General features: G+C 51.7%; 20 protein-coding genes. 17 read left to right on the top strand and 3 right to left on the bottom strand.

Annotated elements, in window-relative coordinates:
- Nucleotides 1–11: 11 nt before the first annotated feature.
- The 4 genes from E0F26_RS01160 to E0F26_RS01145 all read left to right on the top strand — a co-directional run bounded on the left by E0F26_RS01160 (nt 12) and on the right by E0F26_RS01145 (nt 4,252).
- The gene (locus E0F26_RS01160) at nt 12–407 is read left to right on the top strand and encodes a DUF805 domain-containing protein (protein ID WP_279242211.1); all 396 of its coding nucleotides are present in this window, start codon (nt 12–14) and stop codon (nt 405–407) included.
- On the top strand, nt 400–1,359 hold the full coding sequence (locus tag E0F26_RS01155) for a glutathione S-transferase family protein (RefSeq protein WP_279242210.1): 960 nt from the start codon (nt 400–402) through the stop codon (nt 1,357–1,359). The genes E0F26_RS01160 and E0F26_RS01155 overlap by 8 nt, the downstream gene beginning before the upstream one ends.
- A 374-nt stretch (nt 1,360–1,733) precedes the next feature.
- The gene (gene sppA, locus E0F26_RS01150) at nt 1,734–3,563 is read left to right on the top strand and encodes a signal peptide peptidase SppA (protein ID WP_279242209.1); all 1,830 of its coding nucleotides are present in this window, start codon (nt 1,734–1,736) and stop codon (nt 3,561–3,563) included.
- Nucleotides 3,564–3,802: 239 nt separating this feature from the next.
- The gene (locus E0F26_RS01145) at nt 3,803–4,252 is read left to right on the top strand and encodes a hypothetical protein (protein WP_279242208.1); all 450 of its coding nucleotides are present in this window, start codon (nt 3,803–3,805) and stop codon (nt 4,250–4,252) included.
- Between the two features lie 155 nt (nt 4,253–4,407).
- On the opposite strand, the gene E0F26_RS01140 is transcribed toward E0F26_RS01145, so the two are convergent.
- Together E0F26_RS01140 and E0F26_RS01135 are read right to left on the bottom strand one after the other, a co-directional pair.
- The gene (locus E0F26_RS01140) at nt 4,408–4,878 is read right to left on the bottom strand and encodes a nuclear transport factor 2 family protein (RefSeq protein ID WP_279242207.1); all 471 of its coding nucleotides are present in this window, start codon (nt 4,876–4,878) and stop codon (nt 4,408–4,410) included.
- A gap of 51 nt (nt 4,879–4,929) precedes the next feature.
- Nucleotides 4,930–5,349, bottom strand: a complete 420-nt coding sequence (locus E0F26_RS01135) for a hypothetical protein (protein WP_279242206.1) — start codon at nt 5,347–5,349, stop codon at nt 4,930–4,932.
- A 246-nt stretch (nt 5,350–5,595) separates the two neighbouring features.
- On the opposite strand from E0F26_RS01135, the gene E0F26_RS01130 reads away from it, so the two are divergent.
- The 9 genes from E0F26_RS01130 to E0F26_RS01090 all read left to right on the top strand — a co-directional run bounded on the left by E0F26_RS01130 (nt 5,596) and on the right by E0F26_RS01090 (nt 18,148).
- Nucleotides 5,596–6,297, top strand: coding sequence for a hypothetical protein (locus tag E0F26_RS01130; RefSeq protein ID WP_279242205.1), 702 nt, complete (start codon nt 5,596–5,598; stop codon nt 6,295–6,297).
- A 311-nt stretch (nt 6,298–6,608) separates the two neighbouring features.
- Nucleotides 6,609–7,979: a serine hydrolase domain-containing protein gene (locus E0F26_RS01125; protein ID WP_279242204.1), complete on the top strand. Its 1,371-nt coding sequence runs from the start codon at nt 6,609–6,611 to the stop codon at nt 7,977–7,979.
- 57 nt (nt 7,980–8,036) lie between these two features.
- Entirely contained in the window at nt 8,037–9,662 is a 1,626-nt protein-coding gene (locus E0F26_RS01120; protein ID WP_279242203.1) for an NHL repeat-containing protein, read from the top strand.
- A 292-nt stretch (nt 9,663–9,954) separates the two neighbouring features.
- Nucleotides 9,955–13,485, top strand: coding sequence for an indolepyruvate ferredoxin oxidoreductase family protein (locus E0F26_RS01115; protein WP_279242202.1), 3,531 nt, complete (start codon nt 9,955–9,957; stop codon nt 13,483–13,485).
- Between the two features lie 451 nt (nt 13,486–13,936).
- A complete protein-coding gene (locus E0F26_RS01110; RefSeq protein ID WP_279242201.1) occupies nt 13,937–14,605 on the top strand; it encodes a TetR/AcrR family transcriptional regulator in 669 nt (222 codons plus the stop codon).
- Nucleotides 14,606–14,692: 87 nt separating this feature from the next.
- On the top strand, nt 14,693–16,147 hold the full coding sequence (locus E0F26_RS01105) for a coniferyl aldehyde dehydrogenase (protein WP_279242200.1): 1,455 nt from the start codon (nt 14,693–14,695) through the stop codon (nt 16,145–16,147).
- A 165-nt stretch (nt 16,148–16,312) separates the two neighbouring features.
- Nucleotides 16,313–17,323: an NADP-dependent oxidoreductase gene (locus E0F26_RS01100; RefSeq protein WP_279242199.1), complete on the top strand. Its 1,011-nt coding sequence runs from the start codon at nt 16,313–16,315 to the stop codon at nt 17,321–17,323.
- A 79-nt stretch (nt 17,324–17,402) separates the two neighbouring features.
- Nucleotides 17,403–17,573 carry a hypothetical protein gene (locus E0F26_RS01095; RefSeq protein ID WP_279242198.1) on the top strand — a complete coding sequence of 57 codons (171 nt, stop codon included), beginning with the start codon at nt 17,403–17,405 and terminating at the stop codon, nt 17,571–17,573.
- 5 nt (nt 17,574–17,578) lie between these two features.
- Complete coding sequence (locus E0F26_RS01090; RefSeq protein ID WP_279242197.1) at nt 17,579–18,148, top strand: TetR/AcrR family transcriptional regulator; 570 nt, start codon at nt 17,579–17,581, stop codon at nt 18,146–18,148.
- A gap of 39 nt (nt 18,149–18,187) precedes the next feature.
- On the opposite strand, the gene E0F26_RS01085 is transcribed toward E0F26_RS01090, so the two are convergent.
- Nucleotides 18,188–20,107 carry an NAD(P)-binding protein gene (locus E0F26_RS01085; protein WP_279242196.1) on the bottom strand — a complete coding sequence of 640 codons (1,920 nt, stop codon included), beginning with the start codon at nt 20,105–20,107 and terminating at the stop codon, nt 18,188–18,190.
- A 111-nt stretch (nt 20,108–20,218) separates the two neighbouring features.
- On the opposite strand from E0F26_RS01085, the gene E0F26_RS01080 reads away from it, so the two are divergent.
- The 4 genes from E0F26_RS01080 to E0F26_RS01065 all read left to right on the top strand — a co-directional run bounded on the left by E0F26_RS01080 (nt 20,219) and on the right by E0F26_RS01065 (nt 25,996).
- Complete coding sequence (locus E0F26_RS01080; RefSeq protein ID WP_279242195.1) at nt 20,219–20,962, top strand: hypothetical protein; 744 nt, start codon at nt 20,219–20,221, stop codon at nt 20,960–20,962.
- Nucleotides 20,963–21,047: 85 nt separating this feature from the next.
- Nucleotides 21,048–23,192 carry a TonB-dependent receptor gene (locus E0F26_RS01075; RefSeq protein ID WP_279242194.1) on the top strand — a complete coding sequence of 715 codons (2,145 nt, stop codon included), beginning with the start codon at nt 21,048–21,050 and terminating at the stop codon, nt 23,190–23,192.
- Nucleotides 23,193–23,225: 33 nt separating this feature from the next.
- Nucleotides 23,226–24,095, top strand: a complete 870-nt coding sequence (locus E0F26_RS01070) for a cupin domain-containing protein (protein WP_279242193.1) — start codon at nt 23,226–23,228, stop codon at nt 24,093–24,095.
- Nucleotides 24,096–24,115: 20 nt separating this feature from the next.
- Nucleotides 24,116–25,996 carry an NAD(P)-binding protein gene (locus E0F26_RS01065; RefSeq protein ID WP_279242192.1) on the top strand — a complete coding sequence of 627 codons (1,881 nt, stop codon included), beginning with the start codon at nt 24,116–24,118 and terminating at the stop codon, nt 25,994–25,996.
- Nucleotides 25,997–26,013 lie beyond the last annotated feature (17 nt).

The following is a 26,013-nucleotide window of genomic DNA, read 5'->3' as shown; positions in this document are numbered from 1 at the left end:
CTAATGATCGTATGAAGCGATTCATTCATGCATCGATAGCAGGTTTTTCACGTTGTTTAGATTTCAACGGTCGATCATCGCGATCTGATTTTTGGTACTTCATGCTGTTGTTTATGCTGTTGTACCTCGTTGTAGCGTTTGTTGATCAACGCTTTGTCGATTCCACAGTCGATATTCGTGAGCTGCCATTGGGGCAGTTCATACCGATGGGGATGGTTGACCCTGAGGTAGGTATATTGGTGCTCATGTATCGACCCATCATGGCCACACCGACCGTGGCGGTTACTGTTAGGCGCCTGCACGATGTGGGCAAGTCAGGCTGGTGGTGCGTTCTATGGGTGTTGCCGATCCCTGTTGTCGGCTGGCTATATCTCATGCCTCTGCTGTGTAGACCCTCTCGTGGCTGATTTACGGCTAAAGCCGGTTTATGCGACCGATCCGGCGCTCGTTGATGCTCCATTGACCGACGTGCCTAATCAGTGGGCGCCGGCAAAAGGTATTCATCTTTATCATTTCCCTTTGTCTTTAGATTCTCAAAAAGTGCGTCAGGGACTGGAGGAGCTAGGGGTTAAATGGCACTCGCACGTTATTTTGCTGCCGCTCCAACAGCAGTTTTCACCGAGTTACGTGCGAATTAATTCTCGATGCGTGGTGCCGACACTGGTCATCGATGGCAACGTTTCAACAGATACGATCAACATACTCAATACATTGGCGTCTCGTTTTGGTCCTACCAACAAATGCTTCGAAACCTCTGAGGAGGAGGGGGCCTGCGTTAATGATTGGGTTGATAGGGCGGCAGACTTATTTATAGAAGCGCTTACTTACGGGGAAATAGAGGGCGTTAAAAAGCCCTTCCCAATAGGGGGTGCCTCTCAGGGCGGGAGCTACCATCAAAAAAAAGTCGAGCTGCTGTCGGGTTTAATCGAGACCTATAAAAACGACCCCACACTCAGGGCGGCTTACGAAAAAAAGCGGGCGGTTATTGAGGCGACACAGGGTGCAATGGTCACGGCGGGTCAGATACCTGCCATCATCAGCGCGACGAAAGCTGAGCTTGTCGAGCTCCAGACCCAGCTTCAGACTGGGCCCTTCAACAAAGGCGGCTGGCTGGCAAGCGATACCTTTAGTCTCGCCGATATTCAATGGGGAGCGGTTCTGTATCGTTTAAGATGGTTAGGGCTGCAACCGCTATTGTGGGAGGAAGACTCGATCATTTCTGCTTACGCTGAAAAGCTCTTCGCGAGAGATTCGTTTCAAAAGGGGGTTGTTCAGTGGTCGAAGGTTGGCCGAAAGGTTGTGCTTCCGGCTATTCGCTATAAGTTGTTAAAGGCGATTGGACTCAAGCGAGACCTTTGAGTGCAGCGACCGGTTGGCGAAACAATCATTTCTTTCAGAGATTCTTTTATACCTCCTTGTATGTAACGTTTACTTCCCCAAGTCAGAGTGATACGTTTACGTTACATTGAGTGTGTTTTTCTTGTAGCGAGATAGCGCAAATTTGTTACACGGTCGGCTGACCGCACGGGAGTATCCTCGCTGCCGTCATCCATAGTGTTGAAAACAGTGTCGCAAACAGTGTCGCTAACGAAGTTGCAGGGAAACATGGGAAACGTCACAGCGGTGTTAATGGCAGGCCTCGTATCGCCGGGTCTAAGATGCGACGCAAGCGCGGCTACCCCGATCAACAAAGCCTACGGGCAGTATTGTATGCATAAATTAGGAAATCACGTATGAGTGCGCTCAAATCTTTCATCTCCACGTTCAGTCTCTTTTTACAAAAAGTAAGAACAATCATTTTGGATCTGGGCACCGCCCTTATTTTGTTGTTCTTGATCATTGCGGTAGCTGGGGCGCTGTTTTCCTCGGGACCGGATGTTAAAGATCCAAGTGGCAGGGTGTTGTTTATCGATCCCGCGGGGAGCGTTGTTGATCAAGAGGCGTTCAACTCGGACTTTTTATTTAACGTTGGCGGCGATCCGTCGGCTGAGCAGATCCAAACAAGGGATCTGATAAAACTTATTCGGGCGGCGGCTGAAGATAGTGATATTCCTGCGGTCGTTATCGATTTCTCATCGACCGACTTTGCGGGGCCGACGACGGCAATCAATATCGCCAAAGAACTAAAAGCACTTCGTGAATCTGGAAAGCGAGTCATTGCCTTCAACGATCGACTGTCTACAACGTCTTATCTCATGGCTTCTCAAGCGTCTGAGATCTGGGTGCATCCTGTTGGGAGCATCAGCGTTAGGGGTCTCGGGGGAATGAGAAACTACAATAAAGATCTGTTCGAGAACCTTAAGATTAATTTCCATAATTACTCACAGGGAGACTTTAAGTCGGCAACTGAAACAAACTGGCGGTCGAACATGTCTGACAACGACCGGATGCAGAGAGAAGCCTTGTTGTTCCCTATTTGGGATGAAATGAAGTCTCTCATGGCAGAGGGAAGGGGTATTCAAGCAGATGATATCCAATCGTTTGCAGATGACTACGTCGGATTCTTTGGCGAAGCTGCCATAGGAAACATCGCCTATGCGCAGGCGAACAATATTATTGACGGCACCAAATCATTTCCGGAATTTCGGCAATACATGATTGAAGAGTTTGGTCTGGACGAGGAGTCTGAGACTGAAACGTATAAGACTATCTCCTATAGCGAATATTCTAAGCAAATCGACGACGACATCTCCGAGAGCGGCAACCAAATAGCGGTCATTACCGCTGAAGGCACGATCATGGAAGGGGATATCTCCCAAGGCGTTGCTGGGGCAAATGGTGTAGTGAAACAAATTAGGTCCGCACATGAAGACGAAAACACCAAAGCGATTGTCTTTCGAGTTAACAGTCCTGGCGGATCGATTATCGCCAGTGAAATGATGAGAGATGAGTTGCGTGCAGCTAAAAATAAAGGACTTAAAGTTATCGTTTCTATGGGTGATTACGCTGCATCCGGTGGTGTTTATATCTCAACACCTGCTGACTTTATTTTTGCCGAACCGACAACAATTACCGGCTCTATCGGTGTGGCAATCGCTCTGCCCACCTTTGAAAACGCCATGGATTACATCGGCGTCAATTTCGATGGTGTCGTTACCTCCAAGCACGGGGGCTGGGATCTGACCCAGCCCATTGACGATGATCTCGATAAGATCTTCGCCAGCTGGGGCGCTGATGCCTACGATCGATTTGTAAATTTCGTAGCCGAGTCACGATCTAAGTCATACGAAGACATCAAAGCCGTCGCGGGCGGTCGAGTCTGGCTTGCGACCGACGCGCTAGAAATAGGGTTGGTCGATGAGATTGGCGGTATTGATTCAGCAATCGCCTATGCAGCCGAGTCGGCAGAAATAGACGATTACAAAGTTGAATATTATGGCCAAGAACTGTCGCCTGAAGAGCTGATTCTCAAAGAATTACTGGAGAACTTCGATGTTTCTCTTGGGGAGCCTAGGGTGTTATCCGCGCTGGATGGCATTTCAAAACTCTATGAAACATTAATAGATATTCGTGAGCCAAAGGCATTGTTTACATGCAAGGACTGCTTGGTGGATCTTGATTAGCCCGGCTGGATGAGTTTGCTTTTCTTGGGGGGTTGTCTTCGTTGCGGCGGACTAAAAACGTTTGAGATACGCCTTCTAACGGGTGGCCTCTGCCCAATCAAAACGCACGAAACTCGTCACGGAGCTACTAGTGATTGTCACCTTCATGACTATTTTCCCCACAAGTTCGCTTTCTCCTGTCGAGGTTGTTAGCTTGATTAGGTCGGGGTTTGCCGATCTATAAAATAAAGGGGTAATCAATGAAGTATTTTTTAAGCATGTTGGTAGCAAGCGTCATGATTGGAACTTCCCTCACTGCAACAGCGGAGATTTGGGAAGACTATGACTTAAGCCAAGAGGTGACTGAGCTCACGGTTATTGCTGTAAAGCCTAATTATGTCGACGGTTATCTGACGAGACTTGAAGGCACTTGGGTCAATTCGATGCAGGTTTTGAAGGATCAGGGTGCGATTAAAAACTTCGCAGTGTGGGCTGCTAATGTCGCGGACTCACCAAACGTATTCTTAACCGTTACTTATGAGAATATGGGCGCCATGCAGCAAAATGCTGAGCAGTACCAGAAGATGGTCGCTGAGATGACCAAGCGCTTTGAGAGTAATGAGGAAGAAAACCAAGAAATCTCTCAAGGCTACGAAGAATATCGAGAGATTGTCGACCGAAAGGTACTTTCACGTGTTCAATACAAGTAGTGTCGGTTTGATATAACCGGTGTAAGAAAAGGGGCATTAAATGCCCCTTTTTTATTGCCCTCAGAGAGGGCTTCTCGTTTGGTAATGTCTTCTGGCCGAGAACAGGCGCTAGAAGGGGGGCCTCCTCTTGTGGGTCCCAATAAAAAACCGTGTGTTTATTTTACGACGGTTTGAGAGGTGCCTGCCCCGCCTTGAAGTGGCGACCAGTGTGCTGCTTTGACTCGCCACATGCCGTCCTCCTTAACATATGCCTGCGTCACTCTCGTGCGGTAATTTGGCACCGCCGGTAGACCTTTTGGCTTCATAGCGGCCTCTTGATAATAGTGGGCGATAGCGGCTTTTCCTTCTACCAAAACCACTACTTCAATGTGTTTCACGGACCCCGAGAAGAACTCAAAGTCCGGGTTATCGCCATTCCTAGTGAGTGTGTTGAGAAGTCCGCCACTGGAGAAGAACTCCTTAGATCCACCGGACGAGATGCGCATCGGATCCTGAGAGAGGTTTTTATTGGTGAAGGCCATATTGGCCTCCACAACGTCTCGAATTTCTTGCGCTGTATCGGCGAATGAGAGAGGTGCACCAACTAACAGAAATAGAATGACTGCAAAAGATTGAATAGGCTTCATATTGACTCCAGTTCGCGGAACTGTCCGTCCCGAGTTGTTTGATATTGATGGCTACTTGAGAACGTACGCGCGAATGATGAGCTCGCGATCGACCGGTCTAAACGTCACGATATCGAGGTTGACGGTGCCGTCGTTTAGCGAGACAACATGTCGCATTGTCACAGTGCCGTCTTGTATGTCCCAGCGCCCTGAAAAGTTGCCAACCGCGATGTCATTTCCGACGGCGCCGCGACCCGACCCGTAGACAGTGCCACCCGTGCGTCCCTCGTCATAGGTCAATCGGAACGTCACATATACCCGCCCGTATACGCCCATGTCCCCCTCGGCATTAATGACTGACTCATCATCTCCAAGTGTCAACGTCGTCACGTTCATAACCGTATCGGGTTGTCGTTTTTCTAATGTGAGCGCTTCAGCGTTGACGTTCATGCAAAAGACAGTGGCTATTACGGCAAAAATAAAATGTTTCATTACACTTTCTCCTTAGCTTTTTTTGATGGGAGACGCCCCACGATCTGACTTCACTCTAGGTTGTTCTATGTCGTGGCCTAGGGACGCTTATTCACCATAGGGTATTGGCGTGGTTATTTGTCTATATTTTGTCGTGTTTGTCGTAATAAATTGGTTTGTTGGTGGTTTATTGGTCTCTATCTCACGATGTTGCTAGCGTGAAGTCATCGGCATCTGCCGACGTTTAACAACATTTGGGAGAGGGTTATGAAACGAGCATTACGATTGTTTTTGTGTCTAGCGGTAATCAGTACTCCACTCACTGCGCTTGCTGAGCGCTTGGAAGTTTTTAGGTGGCAGGCACTGGAAGGAAAGGGCGAGCAGCTTGTGGGTGCACTGCTTCAAGCCGCCAAGCTTCACGAGAAAAGTGGCGCTAAAGTGGGCATTTTTCAAATGGATGTCGGCGTGCCTGGCGGTGCTTCATTCGACTATGTCCTTCGCTGGGATAGCAGTTCAGAGTGGGCAACTACAAAGGCTTACAACAGTAGCGATGAGTGGATGGCCTTCGTCAATGAGGTAACCAAAACACCGTCGGGTGAACTCGTGATGTCTTTGGAGGGGTTGAATTGGGATGCGTCTGTCACAGCCGCGAGTTTCGCTGACGATGGTCCATTCAGGGTTTTCATTTGGCGACCCACACCCGGGATGATGCCGAAGATTTATGAGACGTTTATGAGCGCTAAGGCGATTCATGAAGGCTTAGGCGCCAAGATCAACATTTACAACGAGGGTGTTGGTGGCACCGGCAACATACACTACGTCATGTCATGGAAAGATTGGCAGACCATGGCGAAATCGAACGACGCTATAGCAAGTAGTGAAGAGTTTCTTGCCCTGCAAATGTCGGCGGTAGGTCAAGTAAGCCCTGTTGCATCGATTCAGGGCGTTCCTGTCTATTACACAAAATAGGCAACCGATGCTTCTTAGTAAGCCCGCTTTATGCGGGCTTTTTACTAAATAGACTCGCGTGATTATCTGAAACAAGCGAATAGGTTTTTCTCTGAAGGAATTTGCGCCCTCGGTAGCTCCGCGGCGCCTATCGTTCGATCAATAGCATAGCAACGCGCTTGTTAAGGACCACGGTCCTCGCCACACTGGCAGGCCGCGCATAGAATAAATAGTGAAAAGGGGATGGTCTTTTAGCCGACTGTGCGAGATAAAGGCTGGGGCTTTTCCTTAAGGCTGAGGGTAGTGGCCGCTTTCTCACAAGGATTTTATTTATGTCGCTCAAAATCAATAAGCGCACTGTTTTGACTGCACGTCGTCGTGGGTCACTGACGAGTCGATGTGTTTACTTAGCTGCACTGGTCATGTCTTTACTGAGCGCGCCAAGTGCACTCACTCAGCCATCGGATGCCATAGCGTCAGATCCAAGAAATATGGGTTGGATGCAGGGCTTTCCGCCTCAACCAGATAAAGTGATTGGTCAGCCCTCTAGCGACTATTTTTCCTTTCCAAAGCTCCGGTGGACGTTTTGCCACTTCAGGCAGCTCCAAGCGACTAGAGGTGTTAGCCGAGGCTTAGATCCGATTTCTGCACTCCCTGTATCGCTCGACCCCACTATCGATTCGGTCACATTTACACCTATCGGTGCTAACGAGTTAATGACATGGGAAGCGTCACTGGCCGCTAACTACACCGATGGAATTGTCGTTATGCATCGCGGTGAAATTGTTTATGAATATTACTCCGGATGCCTCGACCGTTCGGGACGCCACGGCGCGATGTCTGTGACGAAATCCTTTGTGGGGGTTATCGGAGAGATGCTCATCGCTGAAGGGACTTTAGATGACCAAAAGCGTGTCAGTGAGTACGTTCCTGAGTTGACTCAATCGGCGTTTGGGAGCGCCACATTACGCCAAGTAATGGATATGACGACGGCTCTCGATTACAACGAAAACTACGCGGATCCGGACTCAGATATATGGTTGTATGCGGCTGCAGGTAATCCAGCGCCCAAACCTGCGAGCTACACAGGTCCTCGTTCGCTCTACGAGTTCCTACAGGGGGTAGAGCAAGACGGGAGACACGGTGAGAAATTTGTCTACAAGTCGATCAATACTGACGTACTAACGTGGGTCATTGCGCGAGCGAGTGGGCAAGACTTCATCGACCATCTCTCTGAGAGGATTTGGAAGCCCCTGGGTATGGAGCAGGAGGCTGACATGATGGTGGATAGTCTTGGGACGCCGTTTGCCGCGGGAGGTCTTAACTTATCTTTACGGGACGCTGCGCGTTTTGGTCAGACGATGTTGCAGCAGGGCGTCTGGCAGGGGAAGCAGGTGATCCCATCCGCCGCCGTCGCCTCGATAACCCAAGGCGGCGCGCGCGCTAAATTTAAAGAGGCGGGGTATAAAACGCTTCCTGGTGGGAGTTATCGCAGTCAGTGGTGGTCTCTTCACAACGATAACGGCGCTTACAGTGCGCGTGGCATCCACGGGCAAGCGATTTATGTCGACCCGGCAGCGGATATGGTGATTGCGCGCTTTGCATCCCATCCTATTTCCTTTAACGCAGCAATAGACCCTCATTCTTTACCGGCATATCAGGCGGTGGCGGATTACCTGATTGCAAAAGAGGCTGCTGATTGACCTGCTCACTGTAGGTTGCTGCACTTTTTTGTTTGAAGAGACATTTGGAGACAGACAGTGATAGGCATCAAAAGAACACACCTTGCGGCTGCATTGGCCTTATTTTTGGTAGTCGCCTGTACGGACAAAAACAGGGATGCTGCTGCCCCGATAACGAAGGAGCGAACCTCGCCTCTTTTGTTCAAGTCAGGTGCAAAGATTTCTGGCGTAAACGGCATTCACTTTGGGCCAGACGGTTTGTTATATGCCGCTTCGGTCATTGGATCGACAATTTCGGTGGTCGATACTCAGGCAAAAAAAATAGTATCTGAATACGGGCCGGCCCAAGGTGTATTTGGTCCTGACGACGTTGCTTTTAATTCTGAGGGCGACTTTTACTGGACTAGCATTCTAACCGGTCAAGTTGCGGGCTTCCTTAGTAACGGTACGTTGGTGACGGCCGCGGAGCTTGGCCCCGGCGTCAATCCCATTACGTTCTCCGATGACGATCGTCTTTTCGTTTCCCAATGCTTCTTTGGTACGGGGCTTTATGAAGTTGACCCTTCGGGCACTGCACCTGCGCGCTCAATTCGTGATGACCTGGGGCCGGGTTGTGGTCTCAATGGCATGGATTGGGGCCCTGACGGTCGACTTTATGGACCCCGTTGGTTCAACGGCGAAGTGATAAGTGTTGACGTTGAAACGGGAGAGTCACGTACTGAGGTAACCGGCCTTATGGTGCCTGCTGCCGTAAAATTTGATTCGCAAGGGCGTCTCCACATTCTTGATACGGGCTCCGGTGAGGTGATTAGGCAAGAGGCCGATGGTCGCAACGCAGTAGTTGCCACGTTATCTCAAGGCCTTGATAACTTTGCCTTCGATAAGGCGGATAACTTGTTCGTGTCGAGTTATGCCGATGGTTTCATTAGCAAGGTCACGTCTGAAGGCGTTGAGGAAGTTTTACCCGGTGGCTTATCACACCCTGGTGGGCTGGTGGTTCTTGAGGGCAATCTCGTCGTTGCTGACATTCAGTCCGTTCGAGCGGTTAATGCGCGCACGGGCGATGATGTTTGGACGCTGAGAAATATTTTTCAGTTTGCACCCATCGGCACGGCGACCGCGATTGCGAATCACGGCGCAGATTTATTGCTGACCAGCTGGCTGGATAACACGGTGAAGGTGCTTGACCCGATCTCGGGTGAAATAACGCTGGCTTTAACCACCCTAAATATACCGGTCTCGGCAGTAAAATTTGGCGATCACTATGCCGTTACGCTCCACGGTGACAATACGCTTTCGCTATTTGCAGATGACGGCTCGCTTGTTTCTGTCTTGTCGGACGACTTTGATGCACCAACCCACGTTGTACATTATGGCGACCGATTGCTGGTATCTGATCGCAAGCGGGGAGAAATCGTGGCGGTTGATAGTTCGGGTAATCAGGAAGTCATTGTGGCAGGTCTTAACTCACCCGAGGGCATCGCTGTTTTGGAGCAGACAATCTTCATTTACGAGGGCGATACGGGCGAAATAAAGCGTCATGATGCATCGGGTACCCAGGTTATAGCCACCTTGACCCCGGGCAGTCCCGCAGCCACGCCTGCGCAACCGCCCTCTATGGTTTTCAATGGACTTACGATTCATGCGGGGGCACTGTTCGCGACTGACGAGCGAGAACGTGCTATCTATCGAATCTCTTTGTGACAACCTGAATGCCAGCCACGCGGTGGTAGGACTTACCGGGTAATCTTCAACCGAATTGGCCTATGTTGATTGAACCCTCCGGGCGCCTTCGCTTTACTGCGCCCGACTAAACGCTCCTAAGGTCGCGATTATCGAACTGGCGTCTTTCTGAAGTACGCTCGGCCACTTCTTCCCGGTGGAATCTAACGCTAAGAATAGAAATTCTAATTATGCGAAATTGCAGCATAAAATATGCAAAATATGGCGCATATTCCGGTTTTTAAAATAAATTTTCTGATCTTCGCGACCCATAATGTCCACAGTCATACTTTCGCGAAAGGGCAAACACATGGGGCAGGCACAGCGATCGGCGCTGCGGAAAGTGTCACTGGACGACAAATACACTAACGACCATACAAGCGCCTATATGACAGGCATTGAGGCCCTCGTCCGTCTTCCGATGATTCAAAGAAAAAGGGATTTGCGGCGCGGCCTGAACACCGCGGGTTTCGTTTCTGGCTATCGCGGCAGCCCACTGGGCGGCGTCGATCAAGCCATGTGGAAAGCCTCAGCGTACCTCGACGCCCATCAGATTCACTTCCAGCCGGGAGTGAATGAAGACCTTGCCGCCACGTCGGTATGGGGCAGTCAACAGACGAACCTGTTCGAGGGGGCGCGTTTCGATGGTGTTTTTGGCATGTGGTACGGCAAAGGGCCCGGTGTCGACCGAAGTATGGACGTCATCAAACACGCTAACGCCTTTGGTACATCTCGCTACGGAGGCGTACTTGCTGTGGCAGGGGATGATCACGCCTGCAAGTCCTCTACATTGCCCCACCAGTCGGAACACATGTTTATTGGAGCCTCTGTCCCCGTGTTGGCACCAGCTAATGTGCAGGAGGTGCTGGACCTAGGTATTTTCGGCTGGGAGCTGTCCAGGTATTCAGGGTGTTGGGTCGGATTGAAGGCCATCACGGAAAATATGGACTCAGCGATTTCTGCTGACATTGATTCTGACCGAGTGGACATCATCATCCCAGAAGAATTTGAATTACCACTCGACGGTGTTCACGCCAGATGGCCTGACAAGCCGCTGGAGCAGGAGCTCCGCCTCAACAAATATAAAATCTATGCCGCCCGCGAGTTCGCCAGGGTTAACCGTCTGAATCGAGTCGTACTCGATAGCCCCAACGCTCGCTTTGGCATCATTACCTCCGGCAAGGCATACCTCGACGTGATGCAGGCACTTGAGGACATGGGTATTACGGAAGCCATTGCCGCCGAAATCGGCATTAGAGTTTTCAAGGTTGGAATGCCTTGGCCGCTGGAACCGCGCCTCACCCACGACTTCGCCGAGGGTCTTGAAGAGATTCTGGTTGTTGAAGAGAAACGCTCCATCATTGAGGATCAACTGACCTCTCAGCTCTATAACTACCCTGTTGGCAGCCGCCCTAGGGTGATTGGCGAGTTCGATGAGGATGGTCGAGATCTGATGCCGAATGTGGGAGAGCTGACACCGGCAATGATCGCACTGGTCATCGCCGATCGGATTCGACGATTCTTTTCCAGTGAACTATTGGAGCAACGTATCCGTTGGATTGAGGAAAAAGAAAAGTCGCTCGCTGCGCCCTACCAAACCATCGAACGCGTTCCTCATTTTTGTTCCGGATGCCCTCATAACACCTCTACCAAAGTGCCCCAGGGCAGTCATGCGCTGGGCGGTATTGGTTGTCACTACATGGCTACCTGGATGCCAGATCGCTCCACGCATACCTTCACCCAAATGGGTGGCGAGGGCGCGACCTGGATCGGTCAGGCACCGTTTACCGATACCCAGCACGTGTTTCAGAACTTGGGCGACGGCACTTATTTCCACTCCGGCATACTGGCGATTCGTGCGGCCGTCGCCGCCGGGGTGAACATCACCTACAAGATCCTCTACAACGACGCAGTCGCGATGACCGGTGGACAACCCGTCGATGGTTCTTTGAGCGTAGACGATCTGATCTGTCAGTTAAGCGGCGAGGGCGTCCGACGTATCGCGCTGGTCTCCGATGCCCCTAAAGAGTGGGTTGGGAAATTTGACGCTATACCCGGCTTTAGCTTGTCGCATCGTGACCAATACGAAGCGTTGATGTTGGAGCTCAGAGCGTTCGAGGGAACCTCCGTTATTGTGTATCAACAGACCTGTGCTGCAGAAAAAAGACGCCGTCGTAAGAAAGGAAAAATACGTAAAGCCGATCGTCGTGTTGTGATCAATGAGGCGGTTTGCGAAGGCTGCGGTGACTGTAGTGTCGAATCCAACTGCCTCTCGGTGCTCCCTAAGCAGACGGCATTGGGCAGAAAGCGCGAGATCGATCAAAGTGCCTGCAACCATGACTTCAGCTGCCTAAAAGGGTTTTGCCCGAGCTTCGTGTCGGTAATCGGTGGAGAGCTGCGCAAAGCGCAGCCAGCGCAATCGGTGGAGCCTATCTTCGACCCACTGCCCACGCCCGATTTGCCGGTTCTCGATCAACCCTGGAATACGGTTGTGGCAGGTGTTGGCGGCACGGGGGTATTAACGATTACATCGCTGATTGCCATGGCTGCGCATATCGAGGGCAAAGGTTGTGCCACCTTAAATCAGACAGGACTCGCACAAAAATTCGGTGCGGTAGTCAGTCATGTGCGCGTCGCCAACTCGCAGGAGCAAATCAAAGCGGTTCGTATCCCCGCTGGAGAAGCCGACCTGCTCATTGCATGTGATCTAGTGGTGAGCACGGGGTATGAGGCCATGGGTAAGGTCGCTCACGGGCGAACCCATGCAGTGATTAACGACAACGAGCAGCCTACAGCTGAGTTTGTTCGGGATCCAGATGCACATTTCCCGTCAGAGGGCATGAGGCAAAAGGTCGTCGCGGAAGTGGGTGAGCAACTGGAGTTTGTTCATGCCTCCGAGATCGCCCTGCAGTTAACGGGAGACGCCATTGGTACCAATCTTTTCATGCTTGGGTATGCCTGGCAGCGCGGCTGGGTGCCGGTAGGTGAGGCGGCACTGGAATGCGCGATCGAATTGAACGGGGTGGCCGTTGAATTTAATAAAAGTGCGTTCCTCCTTGGCCGCCGGTTTGCCAATCAACCTGAGCTGGTTGAGTCGCTGTTAGCTAACGAATCGTCAAACACCGACGCCGACTTTACGCTGGATCAAATGATTGAGGACCGCTTTCAACGGCTGGTGGCCTATCAATCTGTGGGGTATGCACGGCGCTATCTCGCTCAAATTGAAAATGTGCGTTCAGTGGACTGCGACTCGGAAGCGGAGGATTCACTTACTCATACCGTCGCTCAGCAACTCTTCAAGCTCATGGCCTATAAAGACGAATATGAAGTGGCACGACTGCACAGTGATGATGCCTTTCGTGCAAAGCTCGATACACAGTTCACAGGCAATTACTCAATCAAATTTCATTTGGCGCCGCCTCTATTAAGCAGAGCCAACCCAACGACGGGTAAAGTCAAAAAATACGAGTTCGGTCCCTGGCTCATGCCCGTATTTCGCATACTCGCCAAGCTCAAGTACCTCCGCGGAACACCATGGGATGTTTTCGCACTCACAAGTGAGCGCAGGCAGGAGAGGGAAGATCTGGCGCGTTATCAAGCAGACCTGGCTTTAGTCTGCGATCATCTAACGCCTGATAACTACCGTGCAGCGAACCAATTAATGAAGCTGCCGGAGCAGTTACGTGGTTACGGCCATGTTAAGGCCAGAAATCGAGAAGCGCTGCTTTCAGCAAGGTCACTGTATCTGAGGGAATTCCGCGGTGACCCTCAATATTTGGAGGTCACCCACACAAGCGCTCAATGACACACGCACTGCCGCGCCTATCTCTCCGACTTTGGCCGTGCGCTAGAGCGAGGCGGCAGAAATTCGCCACAACACGCGACGATTCAGCGAAAAATAAAATAAAATTGAGTAAAAACAGCAACTTAAAAATTTGGTAGGACCAGCCAGATTGCCTTCAATGGCCATTGCCTCTGGCGATTGAGCCCTGCGGGCGCCTTCGCTTTGTTCCGGCAGAGCAAACGCGCCTAAGGTCGCGTTTTTCGAACTGGCGACCTCTACCATCTCGAAGCTTTAGCGACTCACTAAGACAGGTTAGGACATCACAAGGGGTCGTCCACCATTGAGTGCCACGTCATCAACGCTTGAATTGACCATCGGTCAGCTATATAGTCGACCGATGGTCAGTTAAATAATATGAGATAGACCTCTCGCTTTATAAACAACCGGTCAACAAAGCACTGCGGAGATGCCAATGAGCACAGTGATTGCGATTAACCAGAGAGCGAGGAGCACGGAACAGAAAGCGCTCCGGCGGCAAGTCGTTTTAGAAGCCGCTGAAACCTACTTTAAAGAGGTAGGCTATGAAGCATTTTCTATGGCGAAGCTCGGCAAAAGAAGTGGTATCGCCAAAGGCACGATCTACCTGTACTTCGAAACCAGAGAAGCGCTCTTTCTCAGCCTCTATGACCAAAGTTTAATGCGATGGAGCCAGGGCTTTATCAATGCGCTATCAGACGACATGACCAGTGAGTCTTATGCCGGACTGCTCTACCGCACGGCGCTCGCTGATGGCGTCTTCTTGCCGTTACTTATCCGACTCGAACACGTCATTGAGCACAATGTTGCGATTCCTCGGGTGATCGAATCAAAGCAAATTTTTATAGAGCAGGTAGACGGAGTTGCGAAACGATCAGCCGCAGCGCTTCAGTTGAGCACGGATCAAGCGATTGAGGTCGTGAAAACAATGGGGGTGTTACTGATCGGTGCAACGCAGACCGACCAGAGCCCTTCGCTGGCTGACGAGGCACTGCCCTCCGAAGTGCAGAATTTGATTGCTAGTTTTTCGTCTGAACCGCTTTTTATTAAAAACGCGGTTCGCATCATAGAGAGCATCCGTGCGGAGGCCTCGCTGAATCCTTAAACCAATTCAACACAGCAAACGCTTGGGTAAGTCGCAGCTAATTACTCACCAGACACTCAAGAGCGCACTTGGAGAAACGTAATGGGCATGACAGAACACGATAGAATCGCACCGGTTACAGAACAAAATCTCAACGCACTCGTCGAACGGCAACGAAGTGACTTTCGTGCCGAGGGCGAGGTCACCTATGCAACGCGCATTGACCGACTTAAGAGACTCAAGGCGCTCATCATTGAAAACAAAACAGCCTTTGCTGCCACTACCAAACGCGAGTTTAACGACGCTCGATCTTACGAGTTCAGCTTGTTTTCAGAGTTTGCGTCAAAGGTCGAGGCCATCGACTATTCGATGAAACACTTGAAAGCGTGGATGAAACCTGAAAAGCGAAGCGCCAATAAACCCATGAATTTTTTGGGTGGAAAGAGCCAAGTCCGATACTACCCGAAGGGGGTTGTTGGCATCATTTCTCCTTGGAATCTGCCCTTTGGCCTCACGGTTGCCCCATTGACGAGTGCGCTGGCTGCGGGTAATCGAGCCATACTAAAACCTTCTGAGTTCGTGCCTGAAACAGCGGCTTTGTTTGCCGAAGTAATGCCCCGCTATTTCTCCGAAGAGGAAGTTGCTGTCGTAACGGGAGGAGCGGCTGTTAGCCAGCAATTTGGGGAATTGCCTTTCGATCATTTGCTGTTCACTGGCTCTACTCGCATTGGTGCTAAAGTGATGCAATCCGCATCAAAGAATTTGGTGCCAGTTACGTTAGAGCTAGGCGGCAAGTCCCCCGTTGTCATCGGTCGCAGTGCAAGGCTTGATCTCGCGGGGACACGCCTAACATTCGGCAAGTTGTTAAATGGTGGACAACTTTGCCTCTCGCCTGATTACGTCTTAGTGCCCGAAGAACTAGAAGAGCAGCTGATCGCGCGGGTTATTCACGAGACACAGTCGATGTATCCCAATATCACGGAGAATACAGACTACGCGGGAGTTTTTGATGAAAGACACTTCGCAAGACTTAAGGGCTACATTGATGATGCAGTGGCGAAGGGCGCTAAGCTCACGATTGTTGGTGCTGACAAGACCCGAGCCTCTGAAAACAACCGTCGCATGCCACTGCACATTCTGCAGAATGTGACGGAAGACATGCAGGTCATGCATGAGGAGATTTTTGGTCCCATTTTGCCGGTAATGACTTATACCGATATCACCGAAGTACCTAACAAGGTTGAACCCCGTCGTAACCCCCTCGCCCTTTATTACTTTGGCAAAGATAAAGTTGAACAGGAGTACTTGCTCCATCACGTACCCAGTGGTGGTGCTTGTATCAACGACATTACGCTGCATTACGTGCAGGAGGACCTGCCTTTTGGTGGAGTAGGCGCCTCTGGGATGGGCGCTTACCATGGCCCTGAAGGCTTTAAAAATATGAGCCACAGCCGCGCAATTTACAGTCAAACGATGATCGATATTTTGCCTATTATCGGCGCCCGCCCGCCCTTTGGCGATAAGTTCCGAAAGAACATCGCCAAAATTTTGGGTGCTATCTAAAAAAACCTGAGGGCCCTGACTTGTGCTTCAGAATCGAAGTGGAAGGCTGCGGCCCAAGCCTAGCCTTCTGACCGCAGCGCTAACGATCAAAAAATCGCGGCTAGATCATCAGAGCATTGCAAGAACCCTAGCATTGAACATCGACACTTTATTAGGAGCGTTATTGTGACAATTAATCGCCAATGGCTACTCGCCCAGCGACCGTCAGGCATGGTCGGCCCCCACAATTTTGAGTACGTCGAAACTCCGATTCCAGCGCCCAAGAATGATGAGGTGCTGGTCAAAAATCTCTTTTTATCGTTTGACCCCGCTCAAAGAAATTGGATGGTGGATCGAGAAGCATATTTGCCGCCAGTGGCTATCGGCGCTCCGATGCGAGCTGGCTCTGTTGGTGAGGTCGTTGATTCGCGACACGCCGACTATCAAGTGGGTGACCTCGTACAAACAACCGGCTATTGGCAGGATTATGTCGTCGCAGCCCCTGGTGAAGGCCCCATGGGCCTTGTGAAATTGCCACCCGGGGTGTCGCCGGAAATGATGCTGTCGGTCTTAGGTATTACTGGACTCACGGCGTACTTTGGTCTTTTGGAAGTGGGTCAGCCTAAAGCCGGTGAGACCGTCCTAGTGTCTGGCGCTGCAGGTTCAACGGGTTCTTTCGTTGGTCAGATTGCAAAACTCAAGGGGTGCCGCGTGGTCGGAATCGCGGGAGGCCCAGATAAGTGTCGGTGGTTAAAAGAGACTGCGGGCTTCGATGCTGTCATCGACTATAAAAATGAAGATGTTAGTGAGCAACTTGCGCGCCATTGCCCCGATAATTGGGACGTGTTCTTTGACAACGTCGGCGGCTCTATCCTAGAGGCGGCTTTAGACCACGTTAATTTGCGCGCCCGTGTTGTCTTGTGTGGGAGCATCTCTGGCTACAACGCAGACACGCCCGCGCCCGGTCCCGCCAATCTATCGAATCTGACCATTAACCGAGCGCGAATGGAAGGTTTCATCATTTTGGATTACATGCCAAGAGCGATGGAAGCCATTCAGGAATTAATGACCTGGGTCTCATCAGGCGATCTCATTTATCAGGTCGACGTGCAGGAGGGCTTTGACAATATCCCAGCCACCTTACAGCGGCTATACACCGGTCAAAATCTTGGCAAGCAATTGCTAAAAATTGACTAGCGGCGAGCGCCGAAGGGGTATCTATGACACCCATCACGTCCAAACCAATCATTGATTGAAGAGGGGTTTGCGTTTTTCCATGAATGTGCTCATCCCTTCTTTGGCATCCGCGGTGCCGATTTTTGAGCGATACCTTTTCGAGGCAGCAGTAACGCGCTTTGAAACGCCATTAATCAGCCAGCTTGGAAATAAAAGTATGGCAACTGACAATGAGCTGAGCGACTCTAAAGACATAAAGCATTTTGGGTAAACCCTATGGCAGCCGATAAAAAGATCGAGATCTTGCGACATGCGATAGAGCTGATTGCCGATGAGGGCTATGGCAGTCTCAGCATGCGAGCCTTGGCGCGGGCGAGTGGAATGAAGCTAGGCGCACTGCAATACCACTTTCGGACCTGGGACATATTATTAACGGAACTGGTGAATTACATTGATTCTGAAATTACCGCGGCGTTCGAGTCCGGTGGTTGGTCCAGTGATGATGCCACCATTCCAGATCTGGTTGAATTTATGCTGGATGAGCATGTCGGTACGTTAGATGGGTTGTTCAGCGATCGACTCTGGGCTCAATTATGGGCGATGGAGCAGGTAGAGCCCCTCGTTTCCGACTTACTCGAGGATGTTTACGCCAAGTTCTTATTGATCTTGGAGACGAAAATCGCGGCCTGCGGTGTCAAGCACCCACGATCAGAGGCATTGGCCATTATGAGTATGATCGAGGGCGAATCATTATTCATGGGGGCAGGTCGCCGCTGGAGGACGGACCGATCATCGGTTCGCGAGGTAATTCTAAGTTTTGCCGCCCAGCGCTACTCACGCGCGTGACAGACACAACCGACCGTAGTAGACCGGGTTAGGTCATTTTTAGACCGTCTGCTCTTCGACAGCACGATAGGCGGCGTCGAAGGCGGCATCCATCAGCGGGACTGCTTCCGAGTCTGTGTTGGCCACAGAGATACGACCAAATTGTGCTCGACCAATTTCATGAGGCGCCTGTCCAGGCTCCCAGTCGGGGTCATCTAGCTTTACGTAAGGGTAAGCGTATCCGTGGGGTATTCGGTTGACCGTAATTGCCTGAATATCCGATGCATGATTAAAGCCATATTGCCCGAGCATCGATTGGAGTTGAGCCCGGATCTTCTGTTCATAGTCCTCGAAACGTGTGCTGTATATCTGCGTACGAGCCGACCGAAGTTGATCTCGTACCGATACGCCCGCGTCGGGTGCGTCCTGTGACATGGGGGAATGCATCATAAACATGACCATAGGGTCACTGGGATCTCGGGGAGGTTCATAACCACCCACGCTCACCGTGGGCGCGCAGCTTACCCACTGAAAGGGGTCGTAAGGGCATTGAAAAAGCGTGGCGCCCGCCTGTGAAAAAGCCTCTCCGTCACGAAGTTGCACGTTGGCGTAGACAAATGGGGTTTTGACGCCATACCGCAGACCCTCTTTTTGTGTCTCCGGCATTTCAGGGCAAATATCAGGGATGAGCCCGTTATAACAGGCCATGATGCAATGCGATGCGGTGACACGTTTAGCCTCTCCTCGCTCAACGTAGTCCACTTCAACTTTCGACGAAGGCAACTCTCTGACCCCAACCACCGTGCTGTTAAGACGCAGCCGCACCCGATGGTCCTCCCGGTCCAGCGCGTCGTAGTTGAATCGCGCTGCGACGATATTTTCCGGGCCCGTGGCGTCAGGTGCCGCCTCGGGAATCAAGTGCCGGACTAGTAAGCGGGCTACCGACGCATTTCCGTCAGGGAACATGCGTGTATACAGAAGACTGTCGAGAAAGGCGCCGCCTATTTTGGCTGTGGCCTTACCGAACCACCCCATTGACTTGATACCGCTTCCGCCGCCTAGAATGGCTTCTCCAACCGTTAGATTCCAACCTGACATGCCACTGAGGTGGAGGATGATTGCATTGAGTATAGGTAGGGTAGAGGGTAACAAGCCCACCTTATCTATCAGGTATTGGTTGTAGCTTACCGAGTTGATGTAGTCCCACTTCTCGCTCATGGATAGCTCATCCAGGAAATCTTGCTTGCCTCCCCAGAACGCGGTGAGTTTCCTCTTCTCGTCTTCTGGTAGGGGAAGGGATGCAATGACGTCGTCGTAACCGTCCGCGCCAAACATCACGTTATTCCAATTTCCACTCACCATGGTATGACCGGCCTCCCCAGGAAGTGCCACACCGTTGTTGGCATCCAGATTCCCCACCAGAGCCAAGTCAGCGGCGGTGCGCTCGGCCATTAGGTCAAGGAAATCCTCATTGAGACCAATATCGCTCATTAGCTGGGCCGCTTCATCGCTGTAAGACAGCCACTCAATATTCTGAGCACCGCCAAGACTGACCATCATTCGGCCGTCTTGATGAAACTCATTGCGTTTTGCATGCCCGCCAAAATCGTCGTGGTTGTCCAAAATAAGAATCCGCGCATCCGGCCCCATCTTTTTCTGAAAGAAGTGCGCAGCGGCTAAGCCGCTCATGCCAGCGCCCACAACGGCAAGGTCGTAGTGTTCGTCCAGTGACCGATAAGCACTTGGCTTTTCTCCACGCCAACTCAAGGCATGTGCGACCTCGTAGGAGCCCTCATGGCTGCCGCGCATACCGGTTTCTGTGGGTGGGTAGTAGCCCGAGTAGTTTCTCGAGTGAGGGGTAGGACGTGCGGCTGTTTCAGTCGGCGAAGTCGACTTTTTGTTGCATCCACCGAGTAGCAGTCCCCCAGCGCCGATGGCGATACCCCCGACTAAATCCCTGCGCGTAATTTTGTAGCTCATTGGTCAACCTTGCCAGCATGTCAAATGACATGTTATAACCTGTCACTTGACATGTAAAAGCTTTTATCCCGGCCCAGAAAAGGTCCAACAGGATACGGAGAATAAGAATAAATGCAGAGCACCACGTCAAATATTACGGTTGATGCATCGTTTGATCGCAGTCTTAATCAATTCGGCTTCGTCACGGTCATTCTGTGCATCCTCACAGGTTTTTCGGCCGCGCTACTTCCTTTGGATGCGCCCGCTGGAGCAAATGCCACGGACACCGAGAGGCTGGCTTGGCTCGCTGAAAATATGGGGTCGTTTGTCGCGGGCTGGGTGAATCAGATCATCGCAATGCTGAGCCTTTCGGGCTTCTTTCTTGCTATTGCGTTGCGCGCACGCCACGTCGCGCCGTTGAGGGTCATCCTCGCTGTTGGTGCAGTGGCCATGGCAACCATGGCATTTGCAATTCCGAAGTTCATGGCAATCTGGACGATACCGATGTTAACTGAGGCATCCGTCACAGGGGGCTCGGGTTCCGAAATGGCTGAGACACTGCTCCCGCTATTGAACGTGTCCATACCCTTTTCTCTATATACCTCTTTCGATTACCTCGGGTTTTGGCTCTACGCACTTTTTGCTGTCCTGATGATGGGCGCGGTAGACCGTATAGACAAACTTTCAACCATTACAGCTGCGTCGCTGGGTCTGTTTGGCCTGGGCTTTCACGTCGCTCTGATGTTGTTGCTCACCGGCGTGATTGGCGCTGCCGATATCGAGATGGTGTTTGGCATCACGTTCATACCACTCCTCTTTTTACTGCTCGTCATGCTCGCCATTTTCAGGCGTGACCGAACACCTTTGGGAGGGTGACTCCCCTAACTCGAGAGCGTCTACAGGCGTCCACATGGGGATGTGTTTACCCCAGCATACTTTTCCCTTGCAAGGAGATAAGACTATGAAAAATTTTAATAAAAAACAGATTTCTATTGTTATCGCGGTGTTATTCACAGCGAATTCTGCTTTCGCACAACTCGAGGAAGTGTTGGTTACGGCGCAGAAACGTGAGCAAAGCCTTCAGGAGGTGCCGATCTCGATCAGTGCCATCGACCAAGAGCTACTTGAGCAAACAAGCGTCAATACGATCACCGAAGTCATTCCGATGGTCGCTGGCTTAAGCGGTGCTGATTATGGCTTGGCGACGAACACATGGGCCATTCGCGGAATTGGTAGCAACGACTGGACCATTGGTTCGGAACCCTCAGTCGGGGTGTTTATTGATGACGCTTACGTGGGCCGTAATATCTTTGCGACCAGTAACTTTTTTGACATCAACCGCATCGAGGTGGTGAAGGGTCCTCAAGGCACGCTTTTTGGAAGAAATGCGGCCGCAGGTGCGATCAGTTTGGTGACAAATAAGCCGGGTGATGAAGATGAGCTCCACCTCGGCTTGTCGATGGGTGACGAAGGTCAGCGGCGTTATGAGCTAGTGGGAAACTGGGCGCTCAGTGACTCGTTTGCATTGCGTCTCGCCTATCAAAACCAAAAGTGGGAGGGAATGTGGACCGAGGTAAACAGCGGTCAAGAAATGTATACCGAGAGTGACGTATTGCGCTTATCGGCTCGGTGGGATATTTCTGACAACCTCGAAGCGCTCTTTAAATACAACAAGGGCGATGCCGAAACAAACTACACCAGCGCTGTGAGCATCCTTACCAACCCGGCTCAACCGGGTGTTGAGTATCCGGATCGTTTTGCCATTAACCAGCCCAACTTTGAGCAAAATAAAGACGACGGCTTTGGCCTGCGCTTGACCTGGTCGTTGAGCGAGTCACTGACCTTGGTATCGATAACAGACTCGCGAACCGGTGAAAATGATTACTTTGAGGACGTTGATGGAACAGCCGACGATATTACCATCGACGAGGCTGTCTTTGGCGTTCCTGGCGGGGCGGTGGGCGGTCTCGATATACCCGTGGGTCTTGGAGGTGATGCCGACTCGTTTTATCAAGAATTTCGGTTGAGTGGAGGTTCCGAGGCCATCGACTGGTTCGCAGGCGTGAGTTATTACAGCGAGGATTTAGACAATTCCCGATGGGAAGTTGACTACGTAGCCACGGCGCTCGGTTTTCCGGTCGGAAGCCAACGCATCTCCAGCAAAGCAGAAAATGAATCAATGGGGATTTACGGCGACATCACCTGGCAGGCATCTGATCAACTAGCACTGACCGCGGGTGCTCGATGGAGCTCCGATGATAAGGACTGGTGTACAAACACCTTACAGGATGATTTTGGTGAGGCTGGCGGACCGACACCTGGCGAGCTCTGTGAGACAAAAGAATGGGATGAGCTTACCTCGCGCTTCATCGCTCAATACAACGTTAGTGACGACACGATGATGTTCGCGAGCGTTTCGCAGGGCTATAAAGGCGGCGGTTTTAATACCTCAGTCGCTGACTTAGATGGTGATTTTATTGCCGAGACCATCGTCGATTTCGATCCTGAGACCAGTACTGCCTACGAGCTAGGCTTCAAGTCGACAATGATGGAGGGGCGGATGCAGTTAAATGGCTCGTTCTACGTTATCGACTATGAGGCGCTGCAATTCGCGACTTTGACACTTGAGACGGGGCTACAAATCGCTAACGCGGGAGACGTCGACTCGCGAGGCTTTGAGGTTGAACTCAATTACGCGCCCAATGACAGCGTCCTACTCATGGCGAACTATGCGAACTCCGAAGCGGAGGTCGGTTCTGGAGCGCTCAAGGGTCAGACCTTGGCGTACGCACCCCAATCGACCTATTCGCTGGGCGCTATGGTTGACCAACCCTTTGCCAACGGCACTCTCAATTGGTTCGCCATGTACAACTACACAGGCGACTATTTCCATGACATGGATAACTTCTTGGAAGAGGATGGTTATGGGGTCATGAACGCAAAGGTTACCTACGTAGCGGGCAGTGAAGCCTGGGACTTCGCAATCGCAGTCGATAACCTGACTGATAAAGATTACGCGACGCTACGGGGGGACTTTGGCTGGGGGCCTATGCTGCATTGGGGTTACAAGCGGATGATCAGAGCTGAATTGAACATGCGTTTTTGATCGGTTTCGTGTCTGCTTACATAGGGGTATTCAATGACTAAACGACTGACGTTCATTCTTGTATTGGCGGTTACTTTAATGGCTCCACTCTCACAAGCTGACTCCTCCATACTGCCACTTAGGACAGAGTCCTTAATGACGGAGCCCGTGCAAGCATTGCCACCCTGGCCAGAAAGCATGCTTATATCCGGTGAAAGTGCTCATGGGCAAAAAGTGCTTCATGAGGGCGAGTTTGTTGTCGTCATTTATGAGTCAGTGCCTGCTGTTATCGGCATTAATGAGCCTTATCCGTACGATGAGTTCGTGCGGGTGCTCGAGGGGACAGTCGTCCTGACTTCCGTCGCAGGCGATCGTCAGGTCTATGGACCGAATGATCATTTCCTGGTGCCCAAGGGGTGGATGGGTACCTGGGACATGCCTAGCCCTTTTCGAGAGTTGATCGTTGTAGAGACGGCGGCGTGGAATCAAAGCGAAAGCACTTTTGCTTCCACGTTTGGTTCCACACGCCCCACAGGTGAGGCTGACCCTAAGGTACTGCCCTTGCGGGTGGATACACTGCGAGAAGATACCTTGGAAGCATTGCCACCGTGGCCAGAGGGTGTTGTTGTCACTGGGGTGAATAAGCATGCCCAGAAGGTGTTGCATGAAGGGGAAGTGGTCGCCGCACTTTACGGTGCTGACGCGGCTCGTCTGACGGTGGCCGCACCGTTCCCCTACGATGAGTATGTCCTTGTTCTGCAGGGTCAGGTAGTTCTTACCTCCGATGATGGCAGCAGTCAAACCTTTGGTGTCGGTGACGGCTTTCTGGTGCCAAAAGGGTGGACCGGCACCTGGGATATGCCTGAACAATACCTTGAAAAAATTGTTGTGGAGACTGCTGCCTGGAACGAGGCAGAGGGTTAAGGCATTAGGGTGATAGCTGTATGAAAAAAGGCGGTAAACGAGAGATATCGCGTCGAGATTTCCTCGATGGTGTCGCTCTGGTGGCTGGTGGTATGGCGCTATCGCCTTTAATCAGTTCGGCCAACTCTGGTCAGGCATTTTCGCATGTGGTGTATCCACCCTCGCTGACCGGGATGCGGGGTAATCATCCAGGCGCTTATGAAGTGGCGCACGCCTTGGCCCGATACGGACAGCGTCCAACCGACTTCGCGCCGGTTGATACCCTCTACGACTTGGTGGTCGTGGGTGCGGGTATCAGCGGTCTAACCGCAGCCTACCTCTATAAAAAACGCGCCGGGCCAGACGCGAAAATTCTGATACTCGACAACCATGATGATTTTGGCGGTCATGCCAAACGCAATGAGTTCTCTCTTGACGGTAGGACCCTTTTGGGCGTGGGTGGAAGCCTTAACTTGGAGCAGGGAGCCATGGGCGATGCGGCTCTGGCGTTGCTCGAGGAGATCGGCGTTGACTTTGTGGGCCTAAGGCGGGCGATTGCCCCGCAATACATGATCAGCGACCCCTTGTCCGAGCACGGTTTGTATCTCAATGCCGATGAGTTTGGTGCCGATAGATCTATCAATGGCCCCTGGAATCTCACGTGGGCTGGTTTTGGCGATTTTTCTGCCGCAGTTCGATCGCTCGAGTTGGCCGCGGCGGATGAGGCCGGATTGATAGCCCTCATTGGTGCACAGACGGACTTTTTGAAGGGCATCCCTAATGAGGAGCGAGAACAGTTCCTGCATGAGACCGCCTATGCCACGTTCTTGTCGGAGCGAGTCGGCATGTCAGAAAGCGGAATTAAAATTGTAGAGCCTTGGATTAAGGCCCTATTTGGCGTCAGTGCAAAAAGTGTTTCGATTTCCGAAGCACTGAAAGCAGGTGCCCCGGGCGCAACCAGTGTCACGCCGCCTGCGCCTGATGCCAATGAGGCAGAGGAGGTTGACCCTGATCTCTATCGCTACCCGATATTTCCCGACGGCAACGCCTCTGTCGCCAGATTATTGGTTAGTCATCTTATTCCCAGTGCGGTGTCGGGCGATGCCGCCGAGAGTATTGTGACGAGAGTTGTTGATTACGGTGGTCTCGATCGCGAGGAGGCTAGTGTCCGATTGCGCCTCAATTCAACCGCCGTGAACGTCACAAATCGAGACGATGGATTGGTTGATGTGGCTTATGTCGTTGACGGCAAGAACCGTGTGGTGCGGTGTCGTTCCAGTATTCTTGCCGGCTACGCTGGTATGGTGCCAAGTCTTTGCCCTGAACTTCCAGTTGAGCAGCGGGAGAATCTCGCCTATGGCGTAAAAGTCCCGTTTATTTGCACCAATGTCCTTTTACGCTCTGGGACTGCGGTGCGAAAACAAGCTGTGTCGGGTTATCAGTGCCCGGGATCGTTCTATAGCCTCGTGGCCTCGGCGCCACCGTTGAGTCTCGGGGGTTATGAAGCTCCGACCGGGGATGATGACCCGCTGGTTGTGTGGATGATCAGTGCACCTGCACCGGAGGCTACCGGCGGAGAATCAGCCCGTGATCTATGTCGGCAGGGGCGGCACCGTTTGCTCTCCATGTCGTTCGATGAGATTGAGGCCGCTACCCTAAGCCAGCTAACCGGTATGTTTGGATCTTCGGGCTTCGATGCTAAGACCGATGTCGAGGCAATCACCGTAAATCGCTGGGCGCATGGGTACGCCTACGAGTACATGGATTTACACGATCCAAAGTGGTCGCCGGGGCAGGCCCCTCATGAATTGGCTAGGGCGCCTATTGGTCGAATCAGCATCGCCAACTCCGATACGGAGGCACACGCGTACGTGCAGTCCGCGATCGACGCGGCTATCAGAGCCGTGAATGAGATCTTGTGACGAAGTCGACGTGTTTA

This window comes from Candidatus Paraluminiphilus aquimaris (assembly GCF_026230195.1).
In the GTDB taxonomy this organism is placed as follows: Bacteria; Pseudomonadota; Gammaproteobacteria; order Pseudomonadales; family Halieaceae; genus Luminiphilus; species Luminiphilus aquimaris.
The sequence above is the reverse complement of the archived record's forward strand: the minus strand, read 5'-3'. Positions and strand labels throughout refer to the sequence as shown.

Bases quoted from the DNA above. Each gene is read 5' to 3' on its own strand.
- E0F26_RS01160 (WP_279242211.1), top strand. From the start codon at position 12: ATGAAGCGATTCATTCATGCATCGATAGCAGGTTTTTCACGTTGTTTA.
- sppA (WP_279242209.1), top strand. From the start codon at position 1,734: ATGAGTGCGCTCAAATCTTTCATCTCCACGTTCAGTCTCTTTTTACAA.
- E0F26_RS01145 (WP_279242208.1), top strand. From the start codon at position 3,803: ATGAAGTATTTTTTAAGCATGTTGGTAGCAAGCGTCATGATTGGAACT.
- E0F26_RS01140 (WP_279242207.1), bottom strand. From the start codon at position 4,878: ATGAAGCCTATTCAATCTTTTGCAGTCATTCTATTTCTGTTAGTTGGT.
- E0F26_RS01135 (WP_279242206.1), bottom strand. From the start codon at position 5,349: ATGAAACATTTTATTTTTGCCGTAATAGCCACTGTCTTTTGCATGAAC.
- E0F26_RS01130 (WP_279242205.1), top strand. From the start codon at position 5,596: ATGAAACGAGCATTACGATTGTTTTTGTGTCTAGCGGTAATCAGTACT.
- E0F26_RS01125 (WP_279242204.1), top strand. From the start codon at position 6,609: ATGTCGCTCAAAATCAATAAGCGCACTGTTTTGACTGCACGTCGTCGT.
- E0F26_RS01115 (WP_279242202.1), top strand. From the start codon at position 9,955: ATGTCCACAGTCATACTTTCGCGAAAGGGCAAACACATGGGGCAGGCA.
- E0F26_RS01110 (WP_279242201.1), top strand. From the start codon at position 13,937: ATGAGCACAGTGATTGCGATTAACCAGAGAGCGAGGAGCACGGAACAG.
- E0F26_RS01105 (WP_279242200.1), top strand. From the start codon at position 14,693: ATGACAGAACACGATAGAATCGCACCGGTTACAGAACAAAATCTCAAC.
- E0F26_RS01095 (WP_279242198.1), top strand. From the start codon at position 17,403: ATGAATGTGCTCATCCCTTCTTTGGCATCCGCGGTGCCGATTTTTGAG.
- E0F26_RS01090 (WP_279242197.1), top strand. From the start codon at position 17,579: ATGGCAGCCGATAAAAAGATCGAGATCTTGCGACATGCGATAGAGCTG.
- E0F26_RS01085 (WP_279242196.1), bottom strand. From the start codon at position 20,107: ATGAGCTACAAAATTACGCGCAGGGATTTAGTCGGGGGTATCGCCATC.
- E0F26_RS01080 (WP_279242195.1), top strand. From the start codon at position 20,219: ATGCAGAGCACCACGTCAAATATTACGGTTGATGCATCGTTTGATCGC.
- E0F26_RS01075 (WP_279242194.1), top strand. From the start codon at position 21,048: ATGAAAAATTTTAATAAAAAACAGATTTCTATTGTTATCGCGGTGTTA.
- E0F26_RS01070 (WP_279242193.1), top strand. From the start codon at position 23,226: ATGACTAAACGACTGACGTTCATTCTTGTATTGGCGGTTACTTTAATG.
- E0F26_RS01065 (WP_279242192.1), top strand. From the start codon at position 24,116: ATGAAAAAAGGCGGTAAACGAGAGATATCGCGTCGAGATTTCCTCGAT.